The sequence below is a fragment of the Pelomonas sp. SE-A7 genome (assembly GCF_030345705.1).
Taxonomy (GTDB): Bacteria; Pseudomonadota; Gammaproteobacteria; order Burkholderiales; family Burkholderiaceae_C; genus JAUASW01.
In genome coordinates this window covers 33,010-58,542 of sequence record NZ_JAUASW010000001.1, presented here as the reverse complement: position 1 = coordinate 58,542, position 25,533 = coordinate 33,010, and the positions used below count along the sequence as shown (strand labels likewise).

Below are 25,533 nucleotides of genomic sequence, written 5' to 3'. Positions count from 1 at the left end.
GCCACCTCTTGATCAGGCTGTGGCCTGCTCGACCAGCGTGCCCTTGTCCAGGTGCAGGGTGTGGCTCGCGCGACCTGCGGCCTTGGGGTCGTGAGTCACCATCACGATGGTCTTGCCATGCTCGCGGTTGAGCGCCTGCAGGAGGCTCAGGACGTCTTCGGCCGATTGGCGGTCCAGGTCGCCGGTCGGCTCATCGCAGACCAGCAGGGTCGGATCCGAGACGATGGCACGGGCGATGGAGACGCGCTGCTGCTGGCCACCCGAAAGTTCCGTGGGCTTGTGCGTGGCGCGGTCCGCCAGGCCCACCAGCTCCAGCGCAATCGCAGCGCGCTTCTTGCGCTCCGCCGCCGAGAGCTTGGTCAGCAAGAGCGGCAGCTCGACATTGCGCTGCGCCGACAGCATGGGCATCAGGTTGTAGAACTGGAACACGAAGCCGACCTTGGAAGCGCGCCAGCGCGCCAGCTGGGCGCCGGAGAGCTGGTCGATGCGCTGGCCGTCCACGGTGATGCTGCCGCCGCTGGGCGCGTCCAGTCCGCCCATCAGGTTCAGCAGCGTGGTCTTGCCGGAGCCGGACGGGCCCATCAGCGCCAGGAAGTCGCCGCCGGCGACGTCGAGGTCGATGTGGTGCAGCACCTCGACGGTCTGCTTGCCTCGGGTGTAGACCTTGGACAGATCACGGATCTCGATCAGCTTGCTCATTTCGCTTCCTTTGCTGTTTCGACCACGGCGGCGCCGTCTTTCAATTCCACGGGCGGCGAGACGACCACCTTGTCGCCCGCCTTCAGGCCCTCGGTCACCCAGGCCTGCTTGTTCACCTCGGGGCCGGTCTTGACCAAACGCTGCTCGACCTTGCCCTCACTTCCTACGACGAACAACTTGCCGCCATTCGACAAGGCCTCGCGCGGAATCAGCACGCCGGGCAGCGGCGCCGCCGTGGGGGCGGCCTTCTCGGCCAGGAAGCTGACGCGCACGCCCATGTCGGGCACGACGCGCCCGTCCTTCTGCTCCAGCGCCACGCGCACCTTGACCGTGGCCTTGCCGCGGTCGGCGGTGGGGATCACGGCAATCACATGGGCGGGAATCCGCCAGTCCGGATAGGCATCGAGCACCGCCTCGCAGGCCATGCCGGCCTTGACCTGGCTGATGTAGGCCTCGTTGACGTCCACGCTGACTTCCAGCGAGTCCATGTCGACGATGGTGCCCACGCCGGTGCGGGTGAAGCCGCCACCGGCCGACAGCGGCGAGACGATCTCGCCGACCTGGGCGGCCTTGACGGTGACCACACCGGAGAAAGGCGCGCGCACCACGGTGTAGTCGAACGTGACCTGGGTTTGCGCCACCTGCGCCGCTGCCGCCTCGACCGCGCGCTGGGCGGCCTCAAGCTGGGCCTGCAGCGTGGCCACGCCGGTGCGCGCCTGCTCCTGGCTCTGCCTGGAACTCATGCCGCTGGCGGCCAGCTCGTTGGCGCGGCGCAGGTCGGCCTCGGCCTGCGCGAGCTGAGCGCGCACCTGGGCCACCGTGGCCTGCGCGCTGCGGGCATTGGCCTGGGCCACGTTGAGCGCGGCCCGCAGGCCGCTGTCTTCGAGCCGAGCCAAGACCTGACCCTTGCTGACGCGGTCGCCCTCGGCGATCAGCACCTGGGTCAATGTGCCGGTGATCTGGGTAGACACCGTGGCCTGGCGCTGGGCCACGATATAGCCCGTGGCCTGCAGCACGGCATTGCCGGCCGTGTTGCTGCTACGTGGCACGGCAGTGGCCGTCTGCACCGGCAAAGGCTTGGCCTTCATGAAGTACCAGGCCGCTCCGCCGGCCGCAGCCAGCACGACGAGACCGACGACCACACCGATCAGCCAGCGTGGCGGACCGCCATCCTCGTCGCGATGGTCGCGGCTGATACGCAATTCATTGAGACGCTGGGTATCGATGATGGCCTCCGTCGTTGGGCGAGGCGCATCGTAGCCGAGCAGGCGCGCGGCTTTTGTCAGGAGTGCTGCCGGGAGTGCCCCGGGGCCTTGCTAGGACTCGACCAGGCCGTTGCGGATCGCGTAGACCGTCAGCTCGGAGTTGTTGGCCAGGCCCAGCTTCTCCAGCACGCGGGCCCGGTAGACGCTGACCGTCTTGGGGCTGAGCATCAGCTCCTCGGCGATGTCGGAGAGTCGCTTGCCCGAGGCGATCATCACCAGCGTCTGCAACTCGCGGTCGGACAGCTTCTGGTGCGCCTGCTCCATCACCGGCGCCGTGAGGCTCTCGACCAGCATCTGGGCGATCTCGGGCGTCACGTACTTGCGACCCTGGGCCACGGTGCGCACCGCCTGCACCAGCAACTGCGGGTCGCCGCCCTTGTTCACATAGCCGAAGGCGCCGGCGCGCAGCGAACGGATCGCGTACTGGTCCTCGGGATACATGGAGACGATCAGCACCTTGACCGGCGAGCCCTCGTCCTTGAGCACATGCAGCACGTCCAGGCCGCTGCGGCCTGGCATGTTGATGTCCAGCACCAGCACATCGCAGGCGATCTCGGGCTGGCGCATCAGGCTGCGCAGCTCGCCGTAGTCGCCGGCCTCGCCGATCACCTCGATATCGGCGGCATCGGACAAGGTGTCGCGGATGCCGCGGCGTATCAACGCGTGGTCATCGCAAAGAATCACTTTGATCATGCACTGCCCCAGGAAGACGGATCATGTTTTATGGCCGAAGCCTCTTCTTGCCCCAACTGCTCGGCCCGCGACGCTTCCAGCGGCACCGACAGGATCAGGCTGGTGCCACGCGCGCTGCTGGACAGGTCGACCCAGCCGCCCACGGTGGCCGCCCGCTCATGCAGGCCGCGGATGCCGAAGGAGCGCGCCTTGGCCAGGTCACCCGGGCTCAGGCCCGTGCCATTGTCGCTGACCTCCAGCGTCAAGACGCCCGAGGCCACGCTCAGCTCTATGTCCACCCGGCTCGCATTGGCATGCTTGGAGACATTGGTCAGCGCCTCCTGGGCCGTGCGGTAGGCCACCAGGGGCACGCCGGCCGGCAGGTTGATCTGCTCGGAGGTGGTGTTGATCAGCGTGCTGATGCCGGTGCGCTTCTCGAAGCGCGCGCCCATCCACTGCACCGCAGCCACCAGGCCCTGCTCCAGGATGGCCGGCCGCAGGTTGTGCATGATGCGCTGGCTGGCCTCGATGGCCGAGCTCACCGTCTCCAGCGCCGACTGCACCCGCTGGCGCACGCCCTCGTCCTGCGCATGGCGGGCCATCCAGGCCAGGTCGAACTTGATGGCAGTCAAGGAACCGCCGACGTCGTCATGGATCTCGCGGGCAATCGCCGCCCGCTCCATCTCTATCGAGGTCTGCAGGTGGCCGGCCAGCTCGTGCAGGCGCTGCTTGGAGCGCAGCAGTTCGCGGTCGGCCTCGGCGCGGGCCTGCTCGGTCTCGTTGGCCTCGATCGCATGCAGCAGCGCCGGCGCCAGCCGCGTCAGGTTGTTCTTGAGCACATAGTCCGAGGCGCCTATGCGCATCGCGGCCACCGCCGTGTCCTCGCCGATCTCGCCCGAGACCAGGATGAAGGGCACGCTCAGGCGTGCATCCTTGACCATGTCCAGCACCACCAGGCCCGAGAAACCCGGCAGGTTGTAGTCGCAGATGATGGCGTCCCAGGCTTCCGTCAGCGCCTGCCGCACTTCTGCCAGGGTGTCGACACGAGGAATGTCGACGGCCAGCCCGGCACGGCGCAGCTGGGCCTGGATCAGCAGGTGATCGAGCTCGGAATCTTCGACATTCAGGACGCGCAGACGCCGGTCTGCCAGGGGGGCCGCCATAGGGCGCGAGTATGCCGCCAGCGCACTGACGCCTCGGGGCGGCGGCCAGGCCGCTGCGACTGCAAAACCACGCCTGCCGTCGCGAAAAGGGATTACCCTAGGCAGAAATCCGGGCAAAACGTCGAACAGTTGCCACGCCTCAGGAAGTTCGCGATTGCCCCTGTCGACACCGGGGACGGAATTGCCGAAGATCCGTTTACAAAAGGATACGGCCGGGTCGCTGCCCTAGCGTCCGGATATCACCGTTGGAGACGCACATTAGATGAACGACGCAGCGCCAGCCCCTGACGATGAAGTCGGCATGCAGCCCCTGCTCGCAGCCGCCGAGCTGCAGGACCACCTGATGACGGTGACCAACGACCTGGAGCGCTTGCAGCGCCTGCTCGACGATGCCGGCGAGGCCCTGTCAGGACATTTCTACAGCGCATCGAGCCAGCTCAATCAGCTGCTGCGCGAGGCGGCCGAAGCCGGCCTCAAGAGCGACGGCCTGCAGCAGATCATGGCCGACGTGGCGGGGGCGATCACCGCCCTGCAGTTCCAGGACATGGCCACCCAGCTGATCGCCCACACCAGCCAGCGGCTGCGCAACTGTTCCGACCAGCTGGCCCGCGACACCTTTGGCGACGACGAAGACGGTCTGGCCGTGGTGGAAATAGCGCCACTGCGACCCAACCCTGTCACGCAGGACGAGATGGACGCCGGCTCGATCGAACTGTTTTGACGACAGAATCCACAGCAAATCAACCCAACAAGAGTTACCCCGGAGAAATAGCGATGCACTCAATCCTCGCCGTGGACGATTCGGCCTCGATGCGCCAGATGGTCACCTTCACGCTGAAGAACGCCGGTTTCAACGTGGTCGAGGCCGTGGACGGCCAGGATGCCTGGGAAAAGTCCAACCAGCGTGATTTCGACCTGGTGCTCACCGACCAGAACATGCCTCGCATGGATGGCATCAGCCTGACCAAGAAGCTGCGCGAGAGCCCCAAGTTCAAGACCACGCCCATCCTGATCCTGACCACGGAGTCCAGCGACCAGATGAAGCAGGCGGGCCGCGCAGCCGGTGCCACCGGCTGGCTGGTCAAGCCCTTCGATCCGGCCAAGCTGATCGAGGTGATCGGCAAGGTGATTCGCTGAGACCCGGGACGCAAGCTAGCAGGAGCCAAGAATGGGAGAGATGACCTCCGAAGGCGCCAGCCTGAGTGCCGGCATTGACCTCAGCCAGTTCTACCAAGTCTTCTTCGAGGAGGCGGGCGAGAACCTGGACAACATGGAGCAGATGCTCCTCAACCTGAATATCGAGACGGCGGACGACGAGGAGTTGAACGCCATCTTCCGCTGCGCCCACTCGATCAAGGGCGGCGCAGCGACCTTCGGCTTCAGCGACGTGGCCGAGCTGACCCACATCATGGAGACGCTGCTCGACAAGCTGCGCCGCCACGAACTGCAGGCCACGGCACCGATGGTGGACGTGCTGCTGCAGTCCGGTGACGCGCTGCGCGCCCAGCTGGCCCGCCATGCGGGGTCCAGCAGCGACGTGGTCGACACCGCCGACCTGATCAACAACATCCGCACCTTCGTCGAAGGTGGCTCGCCGGCGCCCGCCGCTCCGGCCGCACCCAAGGCTGCACCGGCTCCGGTGCCGGCCGCCGCGCCGGCCAATGCGCCCAAGACCAGCGCCCGCCTGATCGAGCTGCAGGTCGGCCCGATGGACAACCCGGCGCAGGCCGACAACCTGGTCGACCTGTTCAAGGAAATCACCGACCTCGGCACCATCGAACCGCTGGACGGCGGCATGTCGGCCGACGGCATGCGCCGCTTCAAGGTGCTGACCAGCTCGAGCGACAACGACCTGCTCGACCTGTTCAGCTTCCACGTCTCGCGCGAGCAGGTAAAGATCCTGCCGCTGGGCGATGGCTTCGGCTTCCACGAGGGTGCGCCCGGCGCGCCCAAGGTCGAGGAGAAGGACCAGGGCTACGGCTTCTTCGACGACGCGCCGGGCTCGCCCGGCGGCACCGGCGAGGTCAAGCCGGTGACGGCCGCCGCACCCGTCGCTGCCGCCCCCAAGGCGGCGCCCAAGGCCGAGGCCAAGGGCGCACCGGGCGGCATGGACCAGTCCACGCTGCGCGTGTCGGTCGAGAAGGTCGACCAGCTGATCAATCTGGTCGGCGAGCTCGTCATCACCCAGGCCATGCTGGCCCAGAACAGCAGCGGCCTCGACCCGGCCGTGCACCAGCAGCTGGCCTCCGGCCTGGCCGATCTGGAGCGCAACACCCGCGACCTGCAAGAGTCGGTGATGTCGATCCGCATGATTCCCATGTCGGTCGTTTTCAACCGCTTCCCGCGCATGCTGCGCGACCTGGCGTCCAAGCTGGGCAAGAAGGTCGAGCTGGTCACGCAGGGTGAAGCCACCGAGCTGGACAAGGGCCTGGTCGAGAAGATCACCGATCCCCTCACCCACCTGGTGCGCAACAGCTGCGACCACGGTATCGAGATGCCCGCCGACCGCGCTGCCAAGGGCAAGCCAGAACAAGGCACGATCACCCTGGTCGCCTCGCACCAGGGTGGCTCCATCGTCATCGAAGTGCGCGACGACGGCCGCGGCCTCAATCGCCAGAAGCTGATCAGCAAGGCGCGCGAGAAAGGCATCGACGCCCCCGACTCGCTGACCGACAACGAGGTCTACAACCTGATCTTTGCGCCGGGCTTCTCCACGGCCGACCAGGTGACCGACGTGTCCGGCCGAGGCGTGGGCATGGACGTGGTGAAACGGAACATCACCCAGCTGGGCGGCACGGTCGAGATCGACTCGGCCGAAGGCTACGGCATGAAGGTCTCGGTGCGGCTGCCGCTGACGCTGGCCATCATGGACGGCATGAGCGTGGGGGTCGGCGAAGAGGTCTACATCCTGCCGCTGGCCTCGGTGGTCGAGTCCTTCCAGGTCCAGTCCGACACCATCAAGACCGTCGGCGGCTCGGGCCGCGTGGTCGAGGTGCGCGACGAATTCATGCCGGTGGTTGAGCTTGAGCAAGTTTTCAACGTGCCGCGCTTTGACTTCGAGCATGTGTCCTCCATCATGGTGGTCGTCGAGGCCGAAGGCGGCCGCGTCGCCCTGCTGGTGGACGAGCTGCTGGGGCAGCAGCAGGTGGTGGTCAAGAACCTCGAGGCCAATTACCGCAAGGTGACCGACGTCTCTGGCGCCACCATCATGGGCGATGGCCGGGTCGCGCTGATTCTCGACATCGGCAGCCTGATCCGCCGTTCGCGCCACTGAACCCGGCCGGCCGAGCCCCTCGGCCGGACCGTCTTACCTGCAGGAATAACAATGTCGTTGAGCGCACTCATTCGCCAATTCAGCATCCGCACCCGCATGATCGGGGCGATCGCCATGGTCCTCGGCCTGCTCCTCGTCGTCGGCGCGGTCGGCCTGACGGGCATGAACTCGCTGCGCACGCAGACCAAGCAGTTCGCCGAGATGTCGGTGGCCGAGGCCAACAACATGAGCCGGCTGATCGCCGCCATGGGTGATCTGCGTCGCTACGAGAAGGACATGATCATCAACATGGCCAGCGCCGACGAGGTGCGCAGCCATCGCAAGCGCTGGGACGAAGCCCGCCAGGTGCTGGCCACTGCGTCCAAGGAAATGCTCAAGGGCGAGGAAGACGCCGACAACAAGGTCCTGCGGCAAATGCTGCCCTTGATCGACAGCTATGCCGACAAGGCGCTGCCGGTGTTTGGCAAGCTGGAGTCGGGTGGCTACACCGACGTGGCCGTCGCCAACAAGGAGATGAGCGCCGCCAAGGACTCGATCAAGGCGGCCGAGAAGCTGCTTGAGGAGCTTCGCGATGCCCTGAGCAAGGAATCGCTGAGCGCGCAGGCGCAGGCCGAGGGTACCCAGTCCCGCGTGCTGACCTGGTTCGTCGTCGTGCTGGTGCTCAGCGCCGTGGTGGTCGCCCCGTTGACCCTGCTCAACATGAAGAGCATCTGTGATCCGCTGGCCGAGGCCGAGGCCCTGGCCGAGGCGATCGCCGAGGGCGATCTGACCAGCCAGATCAAGAACATCGAAGGCAAGGACGAGGCGACCCATCTGATGAAGTCGCTGGAAAAGATGCAGCAGGCCTTGCAGAGCCTGATCGGCCAGCTGCGGACGGCGGCCGACAGCATCCGCACCGCCTCGGTCGAGATCGCCACCGGCAATACCGACCTGTCGGGCCGTACCGAGCAGACCGCCTCCAACCTGCAGCAGGCTGCCTCCTCGATGGAGCAGCTGACTGGGACGGTGAAGCAGACCGCCGATTCGGCCCGCACCGCCAACCAGCTGGCCTCGTCGGCCTCGCAGGCAGCAGCGCGTGGCGGTGAAGTCGTGGGCCATGTGGTGACCACGATGGAAGACATCAACACCAGCTCCAAGAAGATCTCCGACATCATCGGCGTGATCGACGGCATCGCCTTCCAGACCAACATCCTGGCGCTGAATGCCGCCGTGGAAGCGGCACGTGCGGGCGAACAGGGCCGCGGCTTTGCGGTCGTGGCCGGTGAGGTCCGCTCGCTGGCCCAGCGCTCGGCCGAGGCCGCCAAGGAGATCAAGACCCTGATCGGCGCCAGCGTCGAGCGGGTCGAGACCGGCTCGCGCCTGGTGCAGGAAGCCGGCAACTCGATGAGCGAGATCGTGGCCGGCGTGCAGCGCGTGACGGACATCATCGGCGAGATCTCGGCCGCCGCCAGCGAGCAGAGCGACGGCATCGCCACGGTCAACCAGTCGGTGGTGCAGCTCGACCAGATGACGCAGCAGAACGCTGCCCTGGTGGAAGAATCGGCCGCCGCCGCGGAAAGCCTGCGCGACCAGGCCGAGCGTCTGGCCCATTCGGTGGACCGCTTCCGCATCAGCGGCACTGCGCCGGCACGCACGGCTTCGGCCCCGCAGCCGGCCAGCGCACACAAGGCTGCCGTAGCCCGGCCTGCAGCCCCGGTCGCCAGCAAGATGGTCAAGCCGGTCGCCGGCAAGCCCGCCCCGGCCAAGGCGGCTGGCGCACCGGCCGTGCGCCCCTCGCCTGCTCCCAAGTTCACCGCACCACCGCCCGCGCCAACTCCGGCACGCGCGCCGGCTCCGGCGGCGGACGGGGACTGGGAAACCTTCTGAAGCCCGATTACATTCCTAGACCATTGACCACTGCAGAAGGCCAACAATGGACAACACGCAAGCAACCTCCACCGCCGTGGTGCCCCGCGACAGCGGCGCTCTGGTCGTCAACCAGAAGGCCCATATTCCGCACAACGGCGAATACCTGACCTTCCGCCTGGGCTCCGAGGAGTACGGCATCGACATCCTCAAGGTGCAGGAAATCCGCTCCTACGAGCAGCCCACCCGCATCGCCAACGCGCCCGAGTTCATCAAGGGCGTGGTCAACCTGCGCGGCGTGATCGTGCCCATCGTCGACCTGCGCCTGAAGCTGGGCTGCCCCACGGCCGAGTACAACAGCTTTACCGTGGTCATCGTGCTGAACGTGAAGAACCGCGTGGTCGGCGCCGTGGTCGACTCGGTGTCCGACGTGCTGGAACTGAGCAAGGACGCGATCCGCCCGGCCCCCGAGCTGAGCTCGGCCGCGGTGGACACCAGCTTCATCACCGGCATCGGCGCGATCAACGAGCGCATGCTGATCCTGATGGACATCGAAGGCCTGATGAGCAGCGCCGAGATGGGCCTGATGGACAGCGTGACCGCCGCCGCCAGCTGAAGCGGTCACCAAGCCTCAATGGCAAAGGGCGCCCTCGGCGCCCTTTTTTCATGCCCGTCGTGCAGGCCTACTGCGTATCGGCCTCGCGCAGCGTGGCCACCACCGGCCGCGTCAGCACGCCGCGCAGGCCCCACCAGCCCGCGGCCTGAGCCAGCAAGGCACCGGCCAGGGCGCTGGCCAGCGGCACCCAGGCGCTGGCGTTCCAGCTGAACTCGAACACATAGCGGGCCAGCAGCCAACCCAGCAGCAGGGCCACGGCCCCGGCCAGGCCGCCCGCCAGCGCGCCCAGGCCCAGCAGCTCGGCCCGCTGCACCTGGGCCAGCAGCCGACCACTCGCGCCCAATGCCCGCATCAGCGCGTATTCGCGGGTGCGTGCATCGCGGGTGCTGGTCACCGCCGCCAGCAGCACCACCAGGCCGGTGGCCAGCGTGAAGGCGAACAGGAACTGCACCGCCTGTATCACCTGGTCCAGCACCTGCTGCACCTGCTTGATCTGGGCCGACACGTCGACCACGGTGATGTTCGGAAACTCGCGCGTCAGCGCCGCGTCGAGCGAGCGGCCCTTCGGCGACTTGTAGGCCGCGATGAAAGTGCTCGGCAGCTCGGCCATCTGCTCGCGCTGGAACAGCACGAAGAAATTCACGCGCATCGAACTCCAGTCAACCTTGCGCAGATTGGTGACCCGGCCCTCGACCTTCTGGCCCGCCACGTCGAAGGTCAGCCTGTCGCCCAGCTTCAGGCCGAGCTGCTCGGCCAGGCCCTGCTCGACGCTGAGGCCGTCCTGGTCCTCGGCCTTCCATTCGCCGCGCACCAGCTGGTTGTGGGCCGGCAGGGTCGTCATGTGGCTGAGGTTGAACTCGCGCTCGACCAGGCGCTGGGCCCGGTCCTCCTTGAACTGCTTGGGGCCGATAGGCTTGCCGTTGAGCTCGACCAGGCGGCCGCGGATCATCGGATACCAGTCCAGCCGCCCCACCCCGCCGGCTTCCAGCCGCTGGCGGAAGCTCTCGCCCTGCTCGGGCATCACATTGATGACGAAGCGGTCCGGCGCATCGGCCGGCGTGGCGGAACGCCAGCTGTCTATCAGGTCGGTGCGCAGCAGCACCAGCAGGGCCAGGGCCAGCAGGCCCACGGCCAGCGAGGACACCTGCACGATGGCGAACACGGGCCTGGCCGCCACCTGGCGCGTGGCCAGCAGCAGCCAGCGCGGCGCGCCATTGCCGTTGACGCTGATCGGCACCAGCTTGCGCAACAGCAGCACGGCCAGCCAGGCCAGCAGCGCAAAGAGGCCCAGGGCCACGGCAAAGCCCAGGGCCGAGATCAGGCCCAGCTTCACGTCCGCCGCAATCGCCATCAGGATGGCGCCGAAACCGAGCACGCCGCTGCCCAGCACCAGCAGCGAGCCAGCCTTGAGCGAGCCGAGCTCGCGCCGCATCACCCGCAGCGGCGGCACGGCGGCCAGCTGCAGCACCGGGGGCAGGCCGAAGCCCAGCAGCAGCGAGAGACCCAGCCCCAGGCCCAGCAGACCGGGACGAGCACTCGGCATGGGCAGGCTGACGTCGATCAGCCCCGACAGCAGGGCCACGAAGCCGTAGTGCAGTGCAAAGCCCAGGGCCACGCCGGCCAGGCTGGCGATCAGGCCGGCCGAGCCGAACTCCAGCGCATAGGTCCAGGCGATGCGGCGCTGCGGCTGGCCCAGCACTCGCAGCATGGCGCAGTCATCGAGATGGCGCGAAGCGAAGTCGCGGGCCGCCAGGGCCACGGCCACGGCGGCCAGCAGGGCGGCCAGCATGGCCACCAGGTTGAGGAACTTGCCGGCGCGGTCCAGCGTCTGGCGCATCTCGGGCCGACCGTTCTCCAGCGATTCGAGCCGGATGCCGCGCAGCTTCTGTGTCTCCACCAGCTTGGCGGCGCGCTCGACGAAGGCCTTGATTGCCTCGCTCTGCGCCGCACTGCCGGCCACGGCCAGGCGGTAGCCGACGCGGCTGGCCGGCTGGATCAGGCCGGTGGCCGCCAGGTCCTCGGCATGGATCATCAGCCGCGGCGCGAAGTTCATGAAGCCGGCCCCGCGGTCCGGCTCGTTGCGGATCACGCCGGCGATGCGCAAGCGGCTGTCGCCCAGCAGCACCGTCTGGCCGACCTGCAGACCGAGCGCATCCAGCACCGCCGGATCGACCCAGGCCTCGCCGCGCGGCGGCACGCCGACGCTGCGACCGTCCTCCAACTGCAAGCGGCCGCGCAAGGGATAGCCAGTCTCGACCGACTTGACCGCCACCAGGCGGCTGGCCCCGCCCTGCTCGTCCGGCGCCCGCGCCATGCTGGGAAAGGCAGCGCTGCCGGCCTGGTCCAGGCCCAGTTCCCTGGCCAGCTCGCGCATCACGACTGGCGTCGGCTGGTCGCTGGAGACCAGGGCATCGCCGCCCAGCAGCTGGCCGGCGTCGCGCTTCAGGCCCTGGTCGAGACGGTCCGACAGAAAGCCGACCGAGCACAGAGCCGCTACCGCCAGCATCACGGCCAGCATCAACAAGCGCAGCTCGCCGGCGCGGGCATCGCGCCAGAACTGGCGCCAGGCCAGCACCAGGGCCGAGGGAGGGACAGCGGAAGCAGCAGCGTTCTCAGGCATGGCCCGACTGTAGCGGCGCCCTGCCATGCAAGCCGATTGAATGGGTCGTGCAAGATTCCAGTGCCCGTGGCCGGCTTCGCGGGCGTCCAATTCAGGCATGAACACCCATGCCCCCCTGTTCCTGTCCCACGGCTCGCCGATGACGGCCCTGGAGCCGCGCGAGGCCGGCTCCTTCATGCAGCAGCTGGGCGAGCAGATAGCCCGGCGTTCGGGCCGTCCGCGCGCCCTGCTGCTGATCTCGGCCCATACCTCGGCCCGCCTGCCGGTGCTGCTGGCCGGCGCCCGTCACCAGGCCATCTACGACTTCGGTGGCTTCGACCCCAAGCTGCAGACGCTGCGCTACGACGCGCCGGGCGCGCCCGCCCTGGCCGGCGAAGTGCAAGCCCTGCTGGGCGGGGCCGGCATCGAGGTGACCCAGGTCGACCAGGGCGGCCTGGACCACGGCATCTGGGTGCCGCTGCGCTACCTCTACCCCGAGGCCGACATCCCGGTGCTGCCGCTGGCCTTCGTGCGCACGCAAAGTCCGGCCCAGCAGTTCGCGCTGGGCGCCGCGCTGTCCAGGCTTGCCGAAGACGGCGTGCAGATCATCGGCAGCGGCAGCATCACCCACAACCTACGTCGTGCCCTGATGGGCGGCGCGGCCATCGACGCGCCGGAGATCGCGCCGTCGGCCGAGTTCCGGCAATGGATGGTCGAGCGCAGCGAGGCGCGCGACTGGGACGCCCTGCTCGACTACCGCCGACAGGCCCCGCATGCGCTGGACATGCATCCCACCGACGAGCATCTGCTGCCCTGGTACGTCGCCGCCGGCGCGGGCGGGCGCGAGCACGCACCGCGCCGCATCCACCAGAGCCTGGCCTATGGCTGCCTAGGCATGGACGCCTATGCTTTCGGGCCCGATGCCGAGGCCTGGGAAGCGGTCTGAGCTGCCTATAATCCGCGCCGATCGCGGGTGTAGTTCAATGGTAGAACTTCAGCTTCCCAAGCTGACTACGTGGGTTCGATTCCCATCACCCGCTCCATGCGCTGCCAGGGTCCGGCTCTGGCGACCGGGCTCGCCGCCTAGGCGGCCAATGGCGCGGGTTGATCCAGGAAGCTCCTGGCCCACAGTTCCAGGCTCAGTGCCCGCCACAGCTCAAAGCCGGCTTCGAGCTTGCCGCTGCGGTGGTCGGCCAGGCGCCGCTGCACCGCGGCCGCATTGCTCCAGCCACGTTCCACGAACGATCTCGAATGGAAGATGTCGGCGGCATAGGCGCCGAGCTCCTCGCGGAAGAAGCGTCCTTCGGGCGGCATATAGGTCAGCTTGTCGCGACGCTGCAGAACGGCGTCGGGCACGATGCCATCGACCGCACGCCTCAACACCGCCTTGGTATGGCCGTCCGAGATGAGCTGATCGCCATCCATGGAGAAGACCTTCTCGACCAGGCGGTGATCCAGGAAGGGCACGCGGGCCTCGATGCTGTGCGCCATCGAATTGCGGTCCAGCGAATGCAGCAGCTCGGGAATGCCCCAGCCGGTGAACATGTTCCAGAGGCGGCTACGCAGCCGGTCCGGAAATTCCGCGCCCTCCCGCATCGGCGACAGCGGGTTGTCGCGCAGGCTGGCATGCACGAACTTGTGCGCGCCGGAGCGCATGGAGCGCAGGCCATGCTCCAGCCGGCCCGAAATGAAGGGGCGGATCAGCAGGGCCGTCGCCGCGCTGACCCCGATGCCGCTGCGATGACGGTAGGCCGCGAACTGGCGCCTGAACTCGCCGACCCGGCCCTGCCGCAAGAGGTCGACGAAGCGATAGCCGATGAACGGCGCATAGCCGGCAAACACCTCGTCGGACCCCTGTCCGTCGAGCATGACCTTCATGCCGCCGGCGCGTGCCGCCTTCATCACGTACCACTGGGCTGCGATGCTGCTGGAGTTGAACGGCGAGTCCTGCGTCCAGACGATCGCGTCCAGGTCCCGGACCAGGTCTGCGGCCGTGAAGCTGACCCAATGGGCAGCGCCGCTGACCGCGCCGACCACGGCCTCGGCATAGGGTCGCTCGTTGAACCCGGGGTCATCAAAGGCGGCCGTGAAAGTGCGTGGCCGCGCATGCGGCTGCAGCTGCGCGACCGCGCAGGTGATGGTCGAAGAATCGAGCCCGCCGGACAGGCTCATGCCGTACGGGGCATCGGTTCTCAGGGCCAGCCTGACCGCATCAAAGACGAGGTCCCGGACTTCCTCATGCGGCTCCAGCGACGACGCCTGACCCGCGTTCAGCGTCCAGTAGCGCTCGATGCGCAGCCCGCGCACATCGAAGGTCATCGAATGGGCGGGCGGCAGCGCCGAAATGCCGGCGAAAAAACTGTCGGCCGTGTGGTCCAGCCGCTCATGCTCCAGGTAGTCGCGCACCAGGCGCAGGTTCGCTCCTAGCGGCGCCTCACGGTCTGCTGCGAAGGCCTTCAGCTCACTGGCGAACTGCAGGCGCGATGGCGTAGCACGGTAGTAGAAGGGCTTGATGCCGAAGCGGTCGCGCGAGCAGAACAGCCGCCGCTCCTGCGTGTCCCAGAGCGCGAAGCCCCACATGCCGTTGAAGTGCGTCACGCAGTCCGTACCCCATTGCCTGTACGCGGCCAGCACCACCTCGGTATCGCTGTGCCCGCGGAAGCGGTGGCCATGGGTCTTCAGCGCTTCGCGCAGCTCGACATGGTTGTAGATCATGCCGTTGAAGATCAGCTGGTAGCGACCGTCGTCGCTGGCCATGGGCTGCGCCCCCTGCTCGCTCGCGTCCAGGATGGCCAGCCTGACCGACACCAGCACGGCATTGCTGCTGGCAAATACCCCCTGTGCGTCCGGTCCGCGATGCGAAATCGCCTGCGCCATGCGCTCGACCAGCCGCCGGTCCACCGCGGAGGCAAATGACACTATTCCACTGACGCCGCACATCCGCGTTTCCGATTCCTGGGAGTCATAGCTGCGACAGCCACAGGGCCGGGCGAGCCGGCTGGCTGTCAATTCATTTCGCGGCCCGACGAGCGGGTCAGCGGCGATTCACATGCTGGGGGCTTGGACCGAAGCGTCCGGTTCAAGCCGCTGTCAGCATAGCGTGGCAAGGTCCTTTTCCGACATAGGAAAACTGCTGCCCCACCCTATCCAGGTGGGCTGAACCTGACTGGACCCTGACCTCCGCCACCGGCCGGCCGGCGGGCAAGCCCGCATCGGCTGTTGGAAGCACCACCGCTAGGATGCAGAGCTCCGCCTCGTCCATGCCGTCTTGAGCTCCTCCAGCCCCGCCCCTGACCTGCTGCTGCGCGTCACTCCGCCCCGCGTGCCGCGCCAGCTGCTCACGCGCAGCGCGCTTCAGATGGCCGCGCCGCGATTGCGGGAGCGGCCGGGCCTGCTGGTCCAGGCCCCGGCCGGCTATGGCAAGACCTCGCTGTTGGCGCAGTGGCGACTGGAATTGATCGCCCATGGCAGCGCGGTGGCCTGGCTGTCGGCCCAGTCGCGTGACGATGAGCAGCGGCTGTTGCAGGGCCTGACTCTGGCCGTGCGACTGGGCGCGAGCCGGCCCGGCTTTGGCCAGCAATGGCAGGACCAGATCGTCGCGCCGACCGACGCACTCGAAGGCGTCACCCGCTGGCTGGCCGAGCTGGCCCAGGCCGCGCTGGACCTGGTGCTGATCGTCGACGAGGCCGACCGCCTGCCGCCGGCCAGCCGCGCCCTGTTGACCTATCTGCTGCGCAACCAGCCACCGAATCTGCGCATCGTCATTGCCGCGCGCAGCGACTGCGAGCTGGATGTCGACGACCTGCTGAGCTATGGCCATCTGCTGCGTCTGGGTCCCCTGGAACTGCGCTTCGGCCTGGGCGAGGCGCTCGAGCTGAGCCGCAAGCTGCTGGGCCCGGCCCTGGACCATGACATGGTGGCCCGTCTGCACGAACTCTGCGAAGGCTGGCCGCTGGGCCTGCAGCTGCTGCTGAGCGCCATTGCCAACGGTGCCGATGCCCGGGCTGCGCTGAGCAGCCTGCCCGGCACTGGCTTGCGCGAACAGCTGCTCGACCTGCTGCTGTCCAAGCTCGATGCCGAGGATCAGCGCTTCCTGGAGGACGGCAGCATCGTCGACCACCTGCATCCGGCCCTGTGCCAGGCGCTGAGCGGCTGGCCCGACGCCGCCGAACGCCTGGCCCGCCTCAGCCGCGACACCCCGCTGCTGGCCAGCGCCGAGCAAGGCGAATGGCTGCGCCTGCACGCACTGGCCCGCGAACGGCTGCGGCAGCGGGTGTCGGCCAGGCCGCCGCCGGAGCAGGCCGCCCTGCATGCGCGCGCCGCCGCCTGGCTGGCCCAACATGGCCAGCTGGAAGCCGCGGCCCGCCAGGCCTGGGAGGCCGGCGAACGGGAGCAGGCCCTGGACCTGGCCGAGCGCAGCCTCTACGAAACCCTGACCCGCGACGGCCGGCAATCGGCGGTGCGCGAATGGCTGGAGCGCCTGCCGCCGCAAGCCGTGGAGCATCGCCCCAGGCTTCAGCTCGCAGCCGCCTGGACCCTGGCCCTCAGCGAGCGCCACGTCGAAGCAGGTCGCCTGGTCGAAGGCCTGCTGGCGCGGCCTGGCGTGGACGCGGCCCTGCGCTGCGAGTGCGCGCTGGTGCTGAGCGGCGCCGCCGTCTTTGCCGACCTGCCGGACCGATTTGCCGCCCTGCACGATCCCTGGGACCAGCAGCCGCCGCTGCAGGATCCGCTGTTGCTGCAGGTCCATGCCAACCGCAGCGCTTTCCGTCGCCTGCTGGCCGGCGAGCCGGCGTTGGCCCGACTGCGCTTGCAGAACCAGGCCGGCGCCAGCGGCTACATCGCCCATTGGTCCGACCTGATCGCCGCCATGAGCCAGCTCTGGGAAGGCCAGGTGGCGGCGGCCGACACCCAGCTGCGTGCCGCCCTGCACCGGGCCGAGGCCGAGCTCGGCCGGCGCAGCCCGTTCGCCTCGATGCTGGCAGCCTTGCTGGCCGCGACGCTGTGGGAGCAGGACCACGGCACCGAGGCCCAGGCCCTGCTGGCCAACCGGCTCGACGTGCTGGAACGCAGCGCCCTGCCCGAGGCCGTGCTGCTGGGCTTTCGCACACTGGCCCGCATCAGCAGCGCCGAAGGCTCGGAGCCGCGTGCGCTCAGCCTGTTGGCCGCGCTCGACGCGGTGGGCCAGGCCCGCGCGTTGCCGAGGCTGCGCATCGCCAGCCTGGCCGAGCAGGTGCGCCTGCATGCCCGTCGCCATCGGGCCGAAACCTGCCGGGCCCTGCTGGTCGATCTGGACAGCCTGCTGGCCGACCCGGCCTTGCCGTCCAAGGCCGAATCGCCGTTGTGGTGGCGTGGCGTGGACATGCTGGCCGCCCTGGCCCGTGGCCATGCGGCGATTGCGGCCAGCGACTGGCGCTGCGCGGTGCTCGCGCTGGGCGAGGCCGTCGAAGGCGCGCAGCGCCTGCACCTGGGCCGCTTCCGCATCGAGGCGCAGGGCCTCAAGGCCTATGCGCTGGATCGTTGCGGCGAACGCGCGGGCCGCGCCCTGATCGCCGAAACCCGCGACCTGGCCGAGGCCATGGGCCTGCGCCGGGTGTTCGCCGATGCCCATCCCGCGCTGGGCGACTGGGTGCATGAGCTGGCGAGGCCGCACGAAGCGGTGGCCGCCCAGCCGGCCGCGCCCGCGCCTGCGCCGCAGCCCGTTGCATCGCGCCTGCCGCCCTCGATGGCGCTGACGCCCAAGGAGCGCGAGGTGCTGGACCTGCTGGCCCGCAACCTTTCCAACAAGGAGATCGCCCTCGCCCTGCAGGTCGGCGAGGAGACGATCAAGTGGCATGTGAAGAACCTGTTCGCCAAGCTGGATGCCGGCACGCGCAAGCAGGTCGTGGCCCGGGCCCGCATCCTCGGCCTGCTGCCGCCGCAGGAATAGCGGCCGCCCCCCTCCCCGCTGGGGGGGCGCAGGCCGCCTCTGCTCCTTAACCTGCATGGCAAGTCCAAGCCTCGCATCAAGGAGCCTCCGCCATGAACTTCCTCGACGGTTCGCTGTTCGTCGAAAACCAGGACAAGCTGGTCATCACCGCCGCGCCCTACGGCCCGGAATGGATTCCTTCCGACTTCCCCGAGGACATCCCGGTCACGATGGAGGCCCAGATCCAGAAGGCGGTGGACTGCTGGAACGCCGGCGCCACCGTGCTGCACCTGCATGTGCGCGAGCTGGACGGCCGCGGCAGCAAGCGCCTCTCGATGTTCAACGAGCTGATCGCCGGCGTGCGCAAGGCCGTGCCCGAGATGATCATCCAGGTCGGCGGCTCGATCTCGTTCGCCCCGGTTGGCGAAGGCGAGATCGCCAAGTGGCTGTCGGACGACACCCGCCACATGCTGGCCGAGCTCGAGCCCAAGCCCGACCAGGTGACCGTGACGGTCAACACCACGCAGATGAACGTGATCGAGCAGATGGACCGGGCGGACATCGCCGGCACCTCGCTGGGCGAGCCCAACGGCATGCGCGCCTACAGCGAGATGGTGGTGCCCTCGAATCCCAGCTTCTTCGAGGAGCATGTGCGCCGTCTGACAAAGGCCGGCATCCAGAGCGCATTCCAGTTCTACAACATCAACAGCTACGAGACTGTGGAGCGGATGATGCGCCGCGGCGTCTACAAGGGCCCGCTGGTCTGCAACTGGGTGGCCATCGGTGGCGGCATGGACCAGCCGACCATCTACAGCCTGGCCAACTTCCTTCGTGCCATCCCGGACGGCACGATGCTGACGGTCGAGAGCAGCATGCGCAACACGCTGCCGATCAACATGATGGGCATCGCCCTGGGCCTGCACGTGCGCTGCGGCATCGAGGACAACCTCTGGAACCAGACCCGCACCGCAAGGATGACGACGGTGCAGCAGGTCGAGCAACTGGTGCGCATGTCCCGCGAGTTCGGCCGTGAGATCGCGAGTGGCCGGGAGGCGCGCGAGATCTGCAAGATCGGCGTGTTCTACGACAGCGTCGAAGCAACCCTGGCCGCCCATGGCATGGCGCCCAACGCCCCCGGGCGCCAGCAGGGCTTCCTGGACAAGGCAGCCTGAAGTCAGGCCGGTATCGATCGATCCAGCGGCCGTTGGCCCCTGGATCCGGCGAAACCGGTGGACGACTGATTTTCATCAAGCACGGAAGCGGGCCGCCGGCAGCACAATACCGGTTCGCAATGCGCCCTCGAGAGCGCGCCAAGACCAAGCAGGGAAGCCTGGGCGTCATCGCAACGCCACGTTGGGAACCGAAAAGTGCATGCCATCGCCGGTGGCCGGAGTCTGCGTCCGCCGGGCCTGGGGTTCGCCCTGCGCCTGGCCGGCGTCGCCCTGGCCTATTACCTGACCGCCCGCCTGGGCCTCCTGATCCCGTACATCGGGTCTCATGTGTCGCTGTTCTGGCTGCCCACGGGCGTGGCCATTGCAGCTTATCTGCGCTGGGGCGGCGCAATGGCCTCGGCCGTGCTGCTGGCCGCCTTTGCGGTGAATCTGCAGCTGGGCGGCCCGGCCTGGGCCGCGGCCGGCATCGCGCTGGGCAATGCCGGCGGGCCCTGGCTGTCGGCCCGGCTGCTGAAGCACTGGGAATTTGATCCGGCCCTGACCCGCCGTCGCGACCTGGGCGTCTATCTGCTGGCCGTGCTGCTGGGCATGCTGGTCACGGCCAGCAATGGCACGTCATGGCTGCATGCGGCCGCCGCGGTCCCGTCCGGCCAGGGCCTGGCGACCTGGATGACCTGGTGGACCGGCGATGCGGTCGGCGCCTTGCTGGGCGGCATTCCGCTGGTGGCGGCTTCGGGCGGGGCACTGCGTCAGGGCTTTGCCGGACGCGCCGGACGCATCAACCTGGTGCTGCTGCTGCTGGCGGTGTTCTGCGCCTGGATCGCGTTCTCGCCCTGGACCGCGCCGCCGCCGGTGCTGTCCTTTCCGCTGCTGGCCCTGCCGCTGTTCCTGATCACGCTGCTGGCCCTGCGTTCGGGCGTCTGGACCGCCTCGGTGGCCGTGCTGCTGCTGTCCGGCACGGCGGCCTGGGGCACGGCCGCCGGCGCCGGCCCCTTCGTCGGCCACGACACCCATGCCGGCCTGCTGGCCCTGTGGAGCTATGTCACGGCGCAAGCCTGCACCAGCGTGCTGATCTGCGGCCTGGCGGCCGAGTTGCTGGCCAGCAAGCGTCAGCAGCAGGCGCTGTTCCTGCATGCCAACGAAGCCATCCTGATGGTCGATCCGGACGGCCGCGTCGGCGCCGTCAACCCGGCCGCCCGCAAGCTGCTGGACCTGACGACCGAAACGGCAGCTTCGCTCACGCTCGGCGAGCTGGCCCATGGCAATGGTCTGGTGCTCAAGCGCTGGCTGTCCGAAGGCGCGGGCCAGCAACAGTACCTGGCGCTCAGGGGTGCGGGCGGCCGCGCCATCGACGTCGAAGCCCAGGCCGCCCGCCATCTGGATGCTCGTGGCCGCTGGCAGACCCAGCTGATGCTGCGCGACGTGACCGAACGGCGCGAGGCCGAGGCCCGGCTCGCCAGCAACGAAGAGCGGCTGCGCGCCATCACCGACAACGCCCCGGCGCTGATTGCCGACCATGATGCCGAGACCCGCTACCGCTTTGCCAACCGGACCTACCTGGATTGGCTGGGGATCGCGCCGGAGACCATCGTCGGCCGCACGGTGCGCGACGTCCTGGGCGAGCAGGTCTGGGCCGAGATCGGCCCCCACATGGAAGCCGCCCAGCGCGGCGAATCGGCCAGCTACGAGCGCCATGTCCGCAGCCTGCAGGGCGAGCGCTGGATCCACGTGAACCTGGTCCCGCGCCGCGGCAGCGACGGCAGCATCGGCTTCTACGCGCTGGCCAGCGACATCACGCCGCGCAAGCGCGCCGAGGCGGCCTTGCGCCAGAGCGAGCGGCGCCTGCGCTCCATCGCCGACCGGCTGCCGATGCGCATCTCCTTCATCGACGCCCAGCAGCGCTACCGCTTCATGAACCTGGCCTACGAGGGCTCGTTCGGCCGCTCCCGCGACGAGTTGCTGGGCCTGACCGTGCGGGAGCTGGTGGGTGAGGCGGCCTACGCCCAGGCCGAGCCCTACATCCAGCGGGCCTTGCGCGGCGAGGCCGTGTTCTTCGACAGCGAGATGACCACCCGGGAAGGCTATCGCTGCTACCGCGTCAGCTACCTGCCCCAGTTCGCCGAGGACGGCGCCGAGGTGTTGGGCTTCGTCGCCATGGTCCAGGACACCACGGCCCACAAGCTGGAAGAGCGCCGTTTGTTCGAGCTGAGCCAGTCCGACCCGCTGACCGGCCTGCTCAACCGCGCCGGCTTCGAGCAGCGGCTGCACGAGGCCATGCAGCGCAGCCGGGCGACCGGCAAGCCGATGGCCCTGCTGCTGCTGGACCTGGACGGTTTCAAGCAGATCAACGACAGCCTGGGCCACCAGGCCGGCGACCTGCTGCTTTGCGCCTTTGCCGGCCGGCTGTCGCGAGCGCTGCGCGTCGGCGATGCCGTGGCGCGGCCGGGCGGGGACGAATTCGCCGTCGTGCTGGAAGGCCTGGCCGAGGCCGCGCATGCCAGCCATGTGGCAGCCAACATCGTCCAGGCCATGCATGCGCCCTTCCTGCTGGAAAGCCGGACCGTGACCATCACCACCAGCGTGGGCGTGGCCGCCTATGCCGGCGAACAGGAACTCGATCCACGCACGTTGACGCGATTGGCCGATGCGCGGCTCTATGCCGCCAAGGCCGCCGGCCGCGACCGCTACTGCGACGACTGAAGCAGAGGCGCCTGCACCACCCGATCGCGCCCCTGGTCCTTGGCGCTGTAGAGCGCCTGGTCGGCCTGCCTGATCAGGCAGGCCAGCTGTTCCTCCAGCGTTTGCGCCACCGGCATTGCGGTGGGCACCAGGGTTGCCACGCCCACGCTGACCGAGACGGCGCGGCCCTCGCGAGAGGACTGCAGCCCGGTCGCCAGCTGGGCCACCTGGGCCCGCAGCCGCTCACCCATGCGCCGCGCCGTGTCGGCATCGGCCTCGGGCAGCAGCACGGCGAACTCCTCGCCGCCGTAGCGGGCCAGCATGTCGGAGCCGCGCTGCAGCGAGGCCTGAAGGCCCTGGGCCACACTGCGCAGGCAGTCGTCGCCGGCCTGGTGGCCATGCCGGTCGTTGTAGTCCTTGAAATGGTCGATATCGACCATCAGCAGCGACAGCGGATGGCCGGAGCGCAGGCAGCGCCGCCATTCCGTCATCAGCCCGGCATCGAAAGCCCGCCGATTGGCAACGCCGGTCAGACTGTCGAGCAAGGTGATGCGCTGCAAGGCCCCGGCAAACTGCACCAACTGGCGGTACAGAAGGCCACTCTCGACCAGCAGCACCAGCAGCACGAAGCTCGAAGCCAGCAGGCCGTAGACCCGGCCGGCATAGAAGCCCAGGTCGAAGCGGCCCTGGTTCAGCACGGCCGACAGCGCGATGTCGATCAGCCAGGCCACCATCACCACCATCAGCCACAGGTCCAGCACCGAATGCGGCCGGCTCAGCCACAGCAGGACCAGGGCCACCATGCTGAAGCACCAGACGGCGCCGACCACCAGGATCATGGCCGGCGTGTAGCGATTGCCTTCCATGATGGCCGGCAGCAGCGCGATCCAGCGTGTGGCCAGCAGGCTCAGCAGCAGCACCGGTACGGCCAGCACCGCCAGCAAGGCCAGCGTCTGCGGCCAGATCCTGTGCATGGCGGACTGCCTGGGATCGGCGATCTTGTCCTGCCGCTTCAACAGCGCGTAGGCACAGACGAACAGCGGGAACCCGCCATGCCAGAACATGTAGAGCCAGGCCGTGGTCTGCGGCCCGGCCCCAAGCAGACCGGTCGGCGCGAACAGGCCCGGGAAGGTCAGGGCATGCACGACCGTCATCTGGGCCGTGAACAGATAGGCCGCCGCAAGCACGAACAGCGAGCGGCTGCGCAGCGACAGGAACTGATTCAGCAGCAGGGCCGCGGTCACCAGGTCGGTGACGATCAGCGCCGACTCGTAGGCCGGAATGAAGGCCCAGAACGCCTGCAGCTGGGTCCTGGCCTGCGGCGCCATGATGGCGAACAGCAGGACCGACAGCGCGACCACGGCCAGCGCCAGGCGCCGCTCGGTGCGGCCGGCCTGCAGCGTGGACAGGAACAGGGCTTCCTGCTTGAGCAGCCTGTCTGGCATCGACTCCTCGTCTCGCTCTGGGGCCGCGCTGCATGGGCGCTGACCTGGCGGACTCCCTGGCCCCCTTGTACCGCGTGACCGGCGCGCTTTCAATCGCCGATTTCAGGCATGGTCAGCGCGGACGGCCGCGCAGATCGCGCGGCGGCCGGCTACTGCAGCTGGCCCTGGGCCGTTGCCGAATTGCCGGCGCCGTCCCAGGCGGTGACGCTGACGACGCGGCCACCAGAGAGGCTGCTGCAGGTGACGCTCAGGCCTTCCGGCTTCGTGCCGTCCGGGCAGCTCCAGCGCACGGCCAGCAGCGTGCCCTGGCCGCCGGTGGCGTTCAGCGTCAGTCGCGTCCTGTTGATGTCACCCTTCTCCACCGCGCTGCTCACATTCAGCAGCAGAGGCGCATGGATGGTCAGCGTCTGGCTCCAGGCACGCGACTTGCCGGTCGTGTTGTCAGTGACCCGGGCGGTCACCTTGAAGGCGCCCGGCGTCGTGAACGCATGACTCAGGCGTTGCGCACTGTCGCTCGCCACGCTGGCGCTGCCATCGCCGAAGTCCCACACGATCTGACTCAGTGCATGGGCCGGCTTCTGCCAGTTGCTCTGCGGCTGACCGGTGGACGCGTAGAAGCTGATGCTGCCGGCCATGCTTGCCAGCTTGGTCGAGTAGTACTGCAGGCCCGGCAGGTCCGGCACGCTGCTGTCGAACTGCGCCTTCACCAGCTCCTTCGCGGACTTGACCTTGAAGCCCAGGGCAGAGGCCGTGGCATAGCCGGCATCGGCGATCAGCTGGCCCAGGTCGGGGCCCACGTTGTACTTCAGGAAGTCAGCCGAACCGATCTGCGCCGTGCTGTAGTCGCCGGCCGCCCAGTTGTAGCCGAGGAAGTCGCCGGCCGTGCCCACGGCGTTGACCGATTGCGCGTCGAGCACCGCGTTGCGGATCGCGTCGTTGACCTCGGGGAAGGATTCGCCCGGGTTGCTGACGTACATCAGCGGGCCGATGCGCAAGGCCGTGACATAGGTGCCCATCGTGGTGGCTCCGCTGCCGCTGACCGAACAGTTGCCCACGCACCAGGGGGCCGCGAGGGCGCGCGGGATCGAGCAGTTGCCGCCCAGCGCTGCATTGCAATTGGGACCACCAAAGGGCCCGTTCGATGCGTTGTACTTCATCAAGGACAGCAGCCCCTGGTTGCCGGCGCTGGAGCCCACGGTGATGTTGGGAATCAGCATCTCGGCGCTGGCCAGCGTGTCGGCCTTCAGCGGCTGGGCCTTGGCCATGGCCAGGTGCACGGCGTTGACGAGGTACTCGCCCTGGTAGGCGACCTCGGCATAGTCGGGATTCTGGCCCGGAGGCTCCTGGCGGCCCAGCGTGCCCGAGCCCACAACGGCGGTGCCGCCGAAGGCCGAATCGAGCTGCTTGCGCACATAGCCCGGCGTGTCGGCCGAGTAGCCCTGCACCACCGTGCCATTGAACGGGCGGAACTGGTCCGGATGGGTCGGCACGCTCACATGCAGCGCGTTGGTAGCGCCGGTGGCCGGGTCGCGCGCCCACAGGATGGGCAGACGGCTGTCGACACCGAAGCCGTCCGGATGGTTGGTGCCCTGGCCGTTTTGCCAGACCATCGCCGCGATGTCGCCATTGGCCACCCACAGCTCCGAGGTCTTGAGATTGGCGGCTGCCTGGTCCACCGCCTTCACGACGGCATCATGAACCAGCTTTACGTAGGCGCGGTTCTCGGGGCCCATCAGGCCCCAGATGCCGACCACGGTCGGCGTGGCATGCGAGTGCGTGGTCGACACCAGCACCGCCGAGCGGTCGACCTTGAAGCCGCGGTCGACGAGCTTCTGCGCTGCATCCACACGGGCGCCGAACTGGCCGTAGCCGGCCTCGGCGCCCTGATATTCGGCGAACCAGCCGGTGCTGTCGACAACGGCGAACGCCACGGCCTTGTCGCCCTTGGCGACCACGAAGGCGCGCACCTCCAGCGGGTCATTGCTGAGCTGGATGGCGGGCTTGGCCTTGTCGGACGAGCCGCCGGCGAACACCGGCGTCTGCGGCGCGATGCTGACCGAGGCCGCGCCCACCTGGAACAGCGCATTCGGATTGGTCGGGGTGACTGACGCTGCCGGCGCCGCCGGATCGGAGCTGCCACCACAGGCGGCCAGCACGACGGCCAGGATGGCGGCCATCCCGGCGAGGATCTTCTTCATC

The 25,533-nt window shown here is 68.5% G+C and carries 17 protein-coding genes, 1 tRNA gene and 1 pseudogene; 10 read left to right on the top strand and 9 right to left on the bottom strand.

Annotated elements, in window-relative coordinates:
- Nucleotides 1–12: 12 nt before the first annotated feature.
- The 4 genes from QT382_RS00195 to QT382_RS00180 form a co-directional block, all read right to left on the bottom strand.
- Nucleotides 13–699, bottom strand: coding sequence for an ABC transporter ATP-binding protein (locus QT382_RS00195; RefSeq protein WP_289252034.1), 687 nt, complete (start codon nucleotides 697–699; stop codon nucleotides 13–15).
- Nucleotides 696–1,901: an efflux RND transporter periplasmic adaptor subunit gene (locus tag QT382_RS00190; protein ID WP_289252033.1), complete on the bottom strand. Its 1,206-nt coding sequence runs from the start codon at nucleotides 1,899–1,901 to the stop codon at nucleotides 696–698. Before QT382_RS00190 ends, QT382_RS00195 begins: the two co-directional genes overlap by 4 nt.
- A 114-nt stretch (nucleotides 1,902–2,015) precedes the next feature.
- Nucleotides 2,016–2,657: a response regulator gene (locus QT382_RS00185; RefSeq protein WP_289252032.1), complete on the bottom strand. Its 642-nt coding sequence runs from the start codon at nucleotides 2,655–2,657 to the stop codon at nucleotides 2,016–2,018.
- Nucleotides 2,654–3,799, bottom strand: a complete 1,146-nt coding sequence (locus QT382_RS00180) for a hybrid sensor histidine kinase/response regulator (RefSeq protein WP_289252031.1) — start codon at nucleotides 3,797–3,799, stop codon at nucleotides 2,654–2,656. The genes QT382_RS00185 and QT382_RS00180 overlap by 4 nt, the downstream gene beginning before the upstream one ends.
- Before the next feature lie 301 nt (nucleotides 3,800–4,100).
- Here QT382_RS00180 and QT382_RS00175 point away from each other — a divergent pair, with 301 nt between their 5' ends.
- The 5 genes from QT382_RS00175 to QT382_RS00155 are packed head-to-tail and all read left to right on the top strand — an operon-like array spanning nucleotide 4,101 to nucleotide 9,534.
- Nucleotides 4,101–4,520, top strand: a complete 420-nt coding sequence (locus QT382_RS00175; RefSeq protein ID WP_289252030.1) for a hypothetical protein — start codon at nucleotides 4,101–4,103, stop codon at nucleotides 4,518–4,520.
- A gap of 53 nt (nucleotides 4,521–4,573) precedes the next feature.
- Entirely contained in the window at nucleotides 4,574–4,936 is a 363-nt protein-coding gene (locus QT382_RS00170) for a response regulator (RefSeq protein ID WP_289252029.1), read from the top strand.
- Nucleotides 4,937–4,967: 31 nt separating this feature from the next.
- Entirely contained in the window at nucleotides 4,968–7,073 is a 2,106-nt protein-coding gene (locus tag QT382_RS00165) for a chemotaxis protein CheA (protein ID WP_289252028.1), read from the top strand.
- 51 nt (nucleotides 7,074–7,124) lie between these two features.
- Nucleotides 7,125–8,939, top strand: coding sequence for a methyl-accepting chemotaxis protein (locus QT382_RS00160; RefSeq protein WP_289252027.1), 1,815 nt, complete (start codon nucleotides 7,125–7,127; stop codon nucleotides 8,937–8,939).
- Nucleotides 8,940–8,985: 46 nt separating this feature from the next.
- Nucleotides 8,986–9,534 (top strand): chemotaxis protein CheW, encoded by a 549-nt coding sequence (locus QT382_RS00155; protein WP_289252026.1) that lies wholly within the window; start codon nucleotides 8,986–8,988, stop codon nucleotides 9,532–9,534.
- Nucleotides 9,535–9,601: 67 nt separating this feature from the next.
- On the opposite strand, the gene QT382_RS00150 is transcribed toward QT382_RS00155, so the two are convergent.
- On the bottom strand, nucleotides 9,602–12,154 hold the full coding sequence (locus tag QT382_RS00150; protein ID WP_289252025.1) for an ABC transporter permease: 2,553 nt from the start codon (nucleotides 12,152–12,154) through the stop codon (nucleotides 9,602–9,604).
- A 97-nt stretch (nucleotides 12,155–12,251) separates the two neighbouring features.
- Between QT382_RS00150 and QT382_RS00145 the strand changes: the two genes are divergently transcribed.
- Both QT382_RS00145 and QT382_RS00140 read left to right on the top strand, forming a co-directional pair.
- A complete protein-coding gene (locus QT382_RS00145; protein WP_289252024.1) occupies nucleotides 12,252–13,079 on the top strand; it encodes a dioxygenase family protein in 828 nt (275 codons plus the stop codon).
- A gap of 23 nt (nucleotides 13,080–13,102) precedes the next feature.
- A tRNA-Gly gene (locus QT382_RS00140) sits at nucleotides 13,103–13,176 on the top strand.
- Nucleotides 13,177–13,216: 40 nt separating this feature from the next.
- On the opposite strand, the gene asnB is transcribed toward QT382_RS00140, so the two are convergent.
- Complete coding sequence (gene asnB / locus QT382_RS00135; RefSeq protein ID WP_289252023.1) at nucleotides 13,217–15,073, bottom strand: asparagine synthase (glutamine-hydrolyzing); 1,857 nt, start codon at nucleotides 15,071–15,073, stop codon at nucleotides 13,217–13,219.
- Between the two features lie 328 nt (nucleotides 15,074–15,401).
- Between asnB and QT382_RS00130 the strand changes: the two genes are divergently transcribed.
- From QT382_RS00130 to QT382_RS00120, 3 genes are all read left to right on the top strand, one after another.
- Entirely contained in the window at nucleotides 15,402–18,059 is a 2,658-nt protein-coding gene (locus QT382_RS00130; protein ID WP_289252022.1) for a helix-turn-helix transcriptional regulator, read from the top strand.
- 92 nt (nucleotides 18,060–18,151) lie between these two features.
- Entirely contained in the window at nucleotides 18,152–19,210 is a 1,059-nt protein-coding gene (locus tag QT382_RS00125) for a beta-keto acid cleavage family enzyme (RefSeq protein WP_289252021.1), read from the top strand.
- 195 nt (nucleotides 19,211–19,405) lie between these two features.
- A complete protein-coding gene (locus QT382_RS00120; protein WP_289252020.1) occupies nucleotides 19,406–21,910 on the top strand; it encodes a sensor domain-containing diguanylate cyclase in 2,505 nt (834 codons plus the stop codon).
- Here QT382_RS00120 and QT382_RS21110 read toward each other — a convergent pair.
- The 3 genes and pseudogenes from QT382_RS21110 to QT382_RS00110 all read right to left on the bottom strand — a co-directional run bounded on the left by QT382_RS21110 (nucleotide 21,895) and on the right by QT382_RS00110 (nucleotide 25,532).
- Nucleotides 21,895–22,467, bottom strand: coding sequence for a GGDEF domain-containing protein (locus QT382_RS21110; RefSeq protein ID WP_502929876.1), 573 nt, complete (start codon nucleotides 22,465–22,467; stop codon nucleotides 21,895–21,897). The two genes, QT382_RS00120 and QT382_RS21110, sit on opposite strands and share 16 nt — an antisense overlap.
- Nucleotides 22,465–23,334: pseudogene (locus QT382_RS21105) on the bottom strand (MASE4 domain-containing protein); the annotation flags it as partial. The gene QT382_RS21110 and the pseudogene QT382_RS21105, both read right to left, overlap by 3 nt.
- 149 nt (nucleotides 23,335–23,483) lie before the next feature.
- Nucleotides 23,484–25,532 carry a PKD domain-containing protein gene (locus QT382_RS00110; protein ID WP_289252018.1) on the bottom strand — a complete coding sequence of 683 codons (2,049 nt, stop codon included), beginning with the start codon at nucleotides 25,530–25,532 and terminating at the stop codon, nucleotides 23,484–23,486.
- Between the last annotated feature and the right edge of the window lies 1 nt (nucleotide 25,533).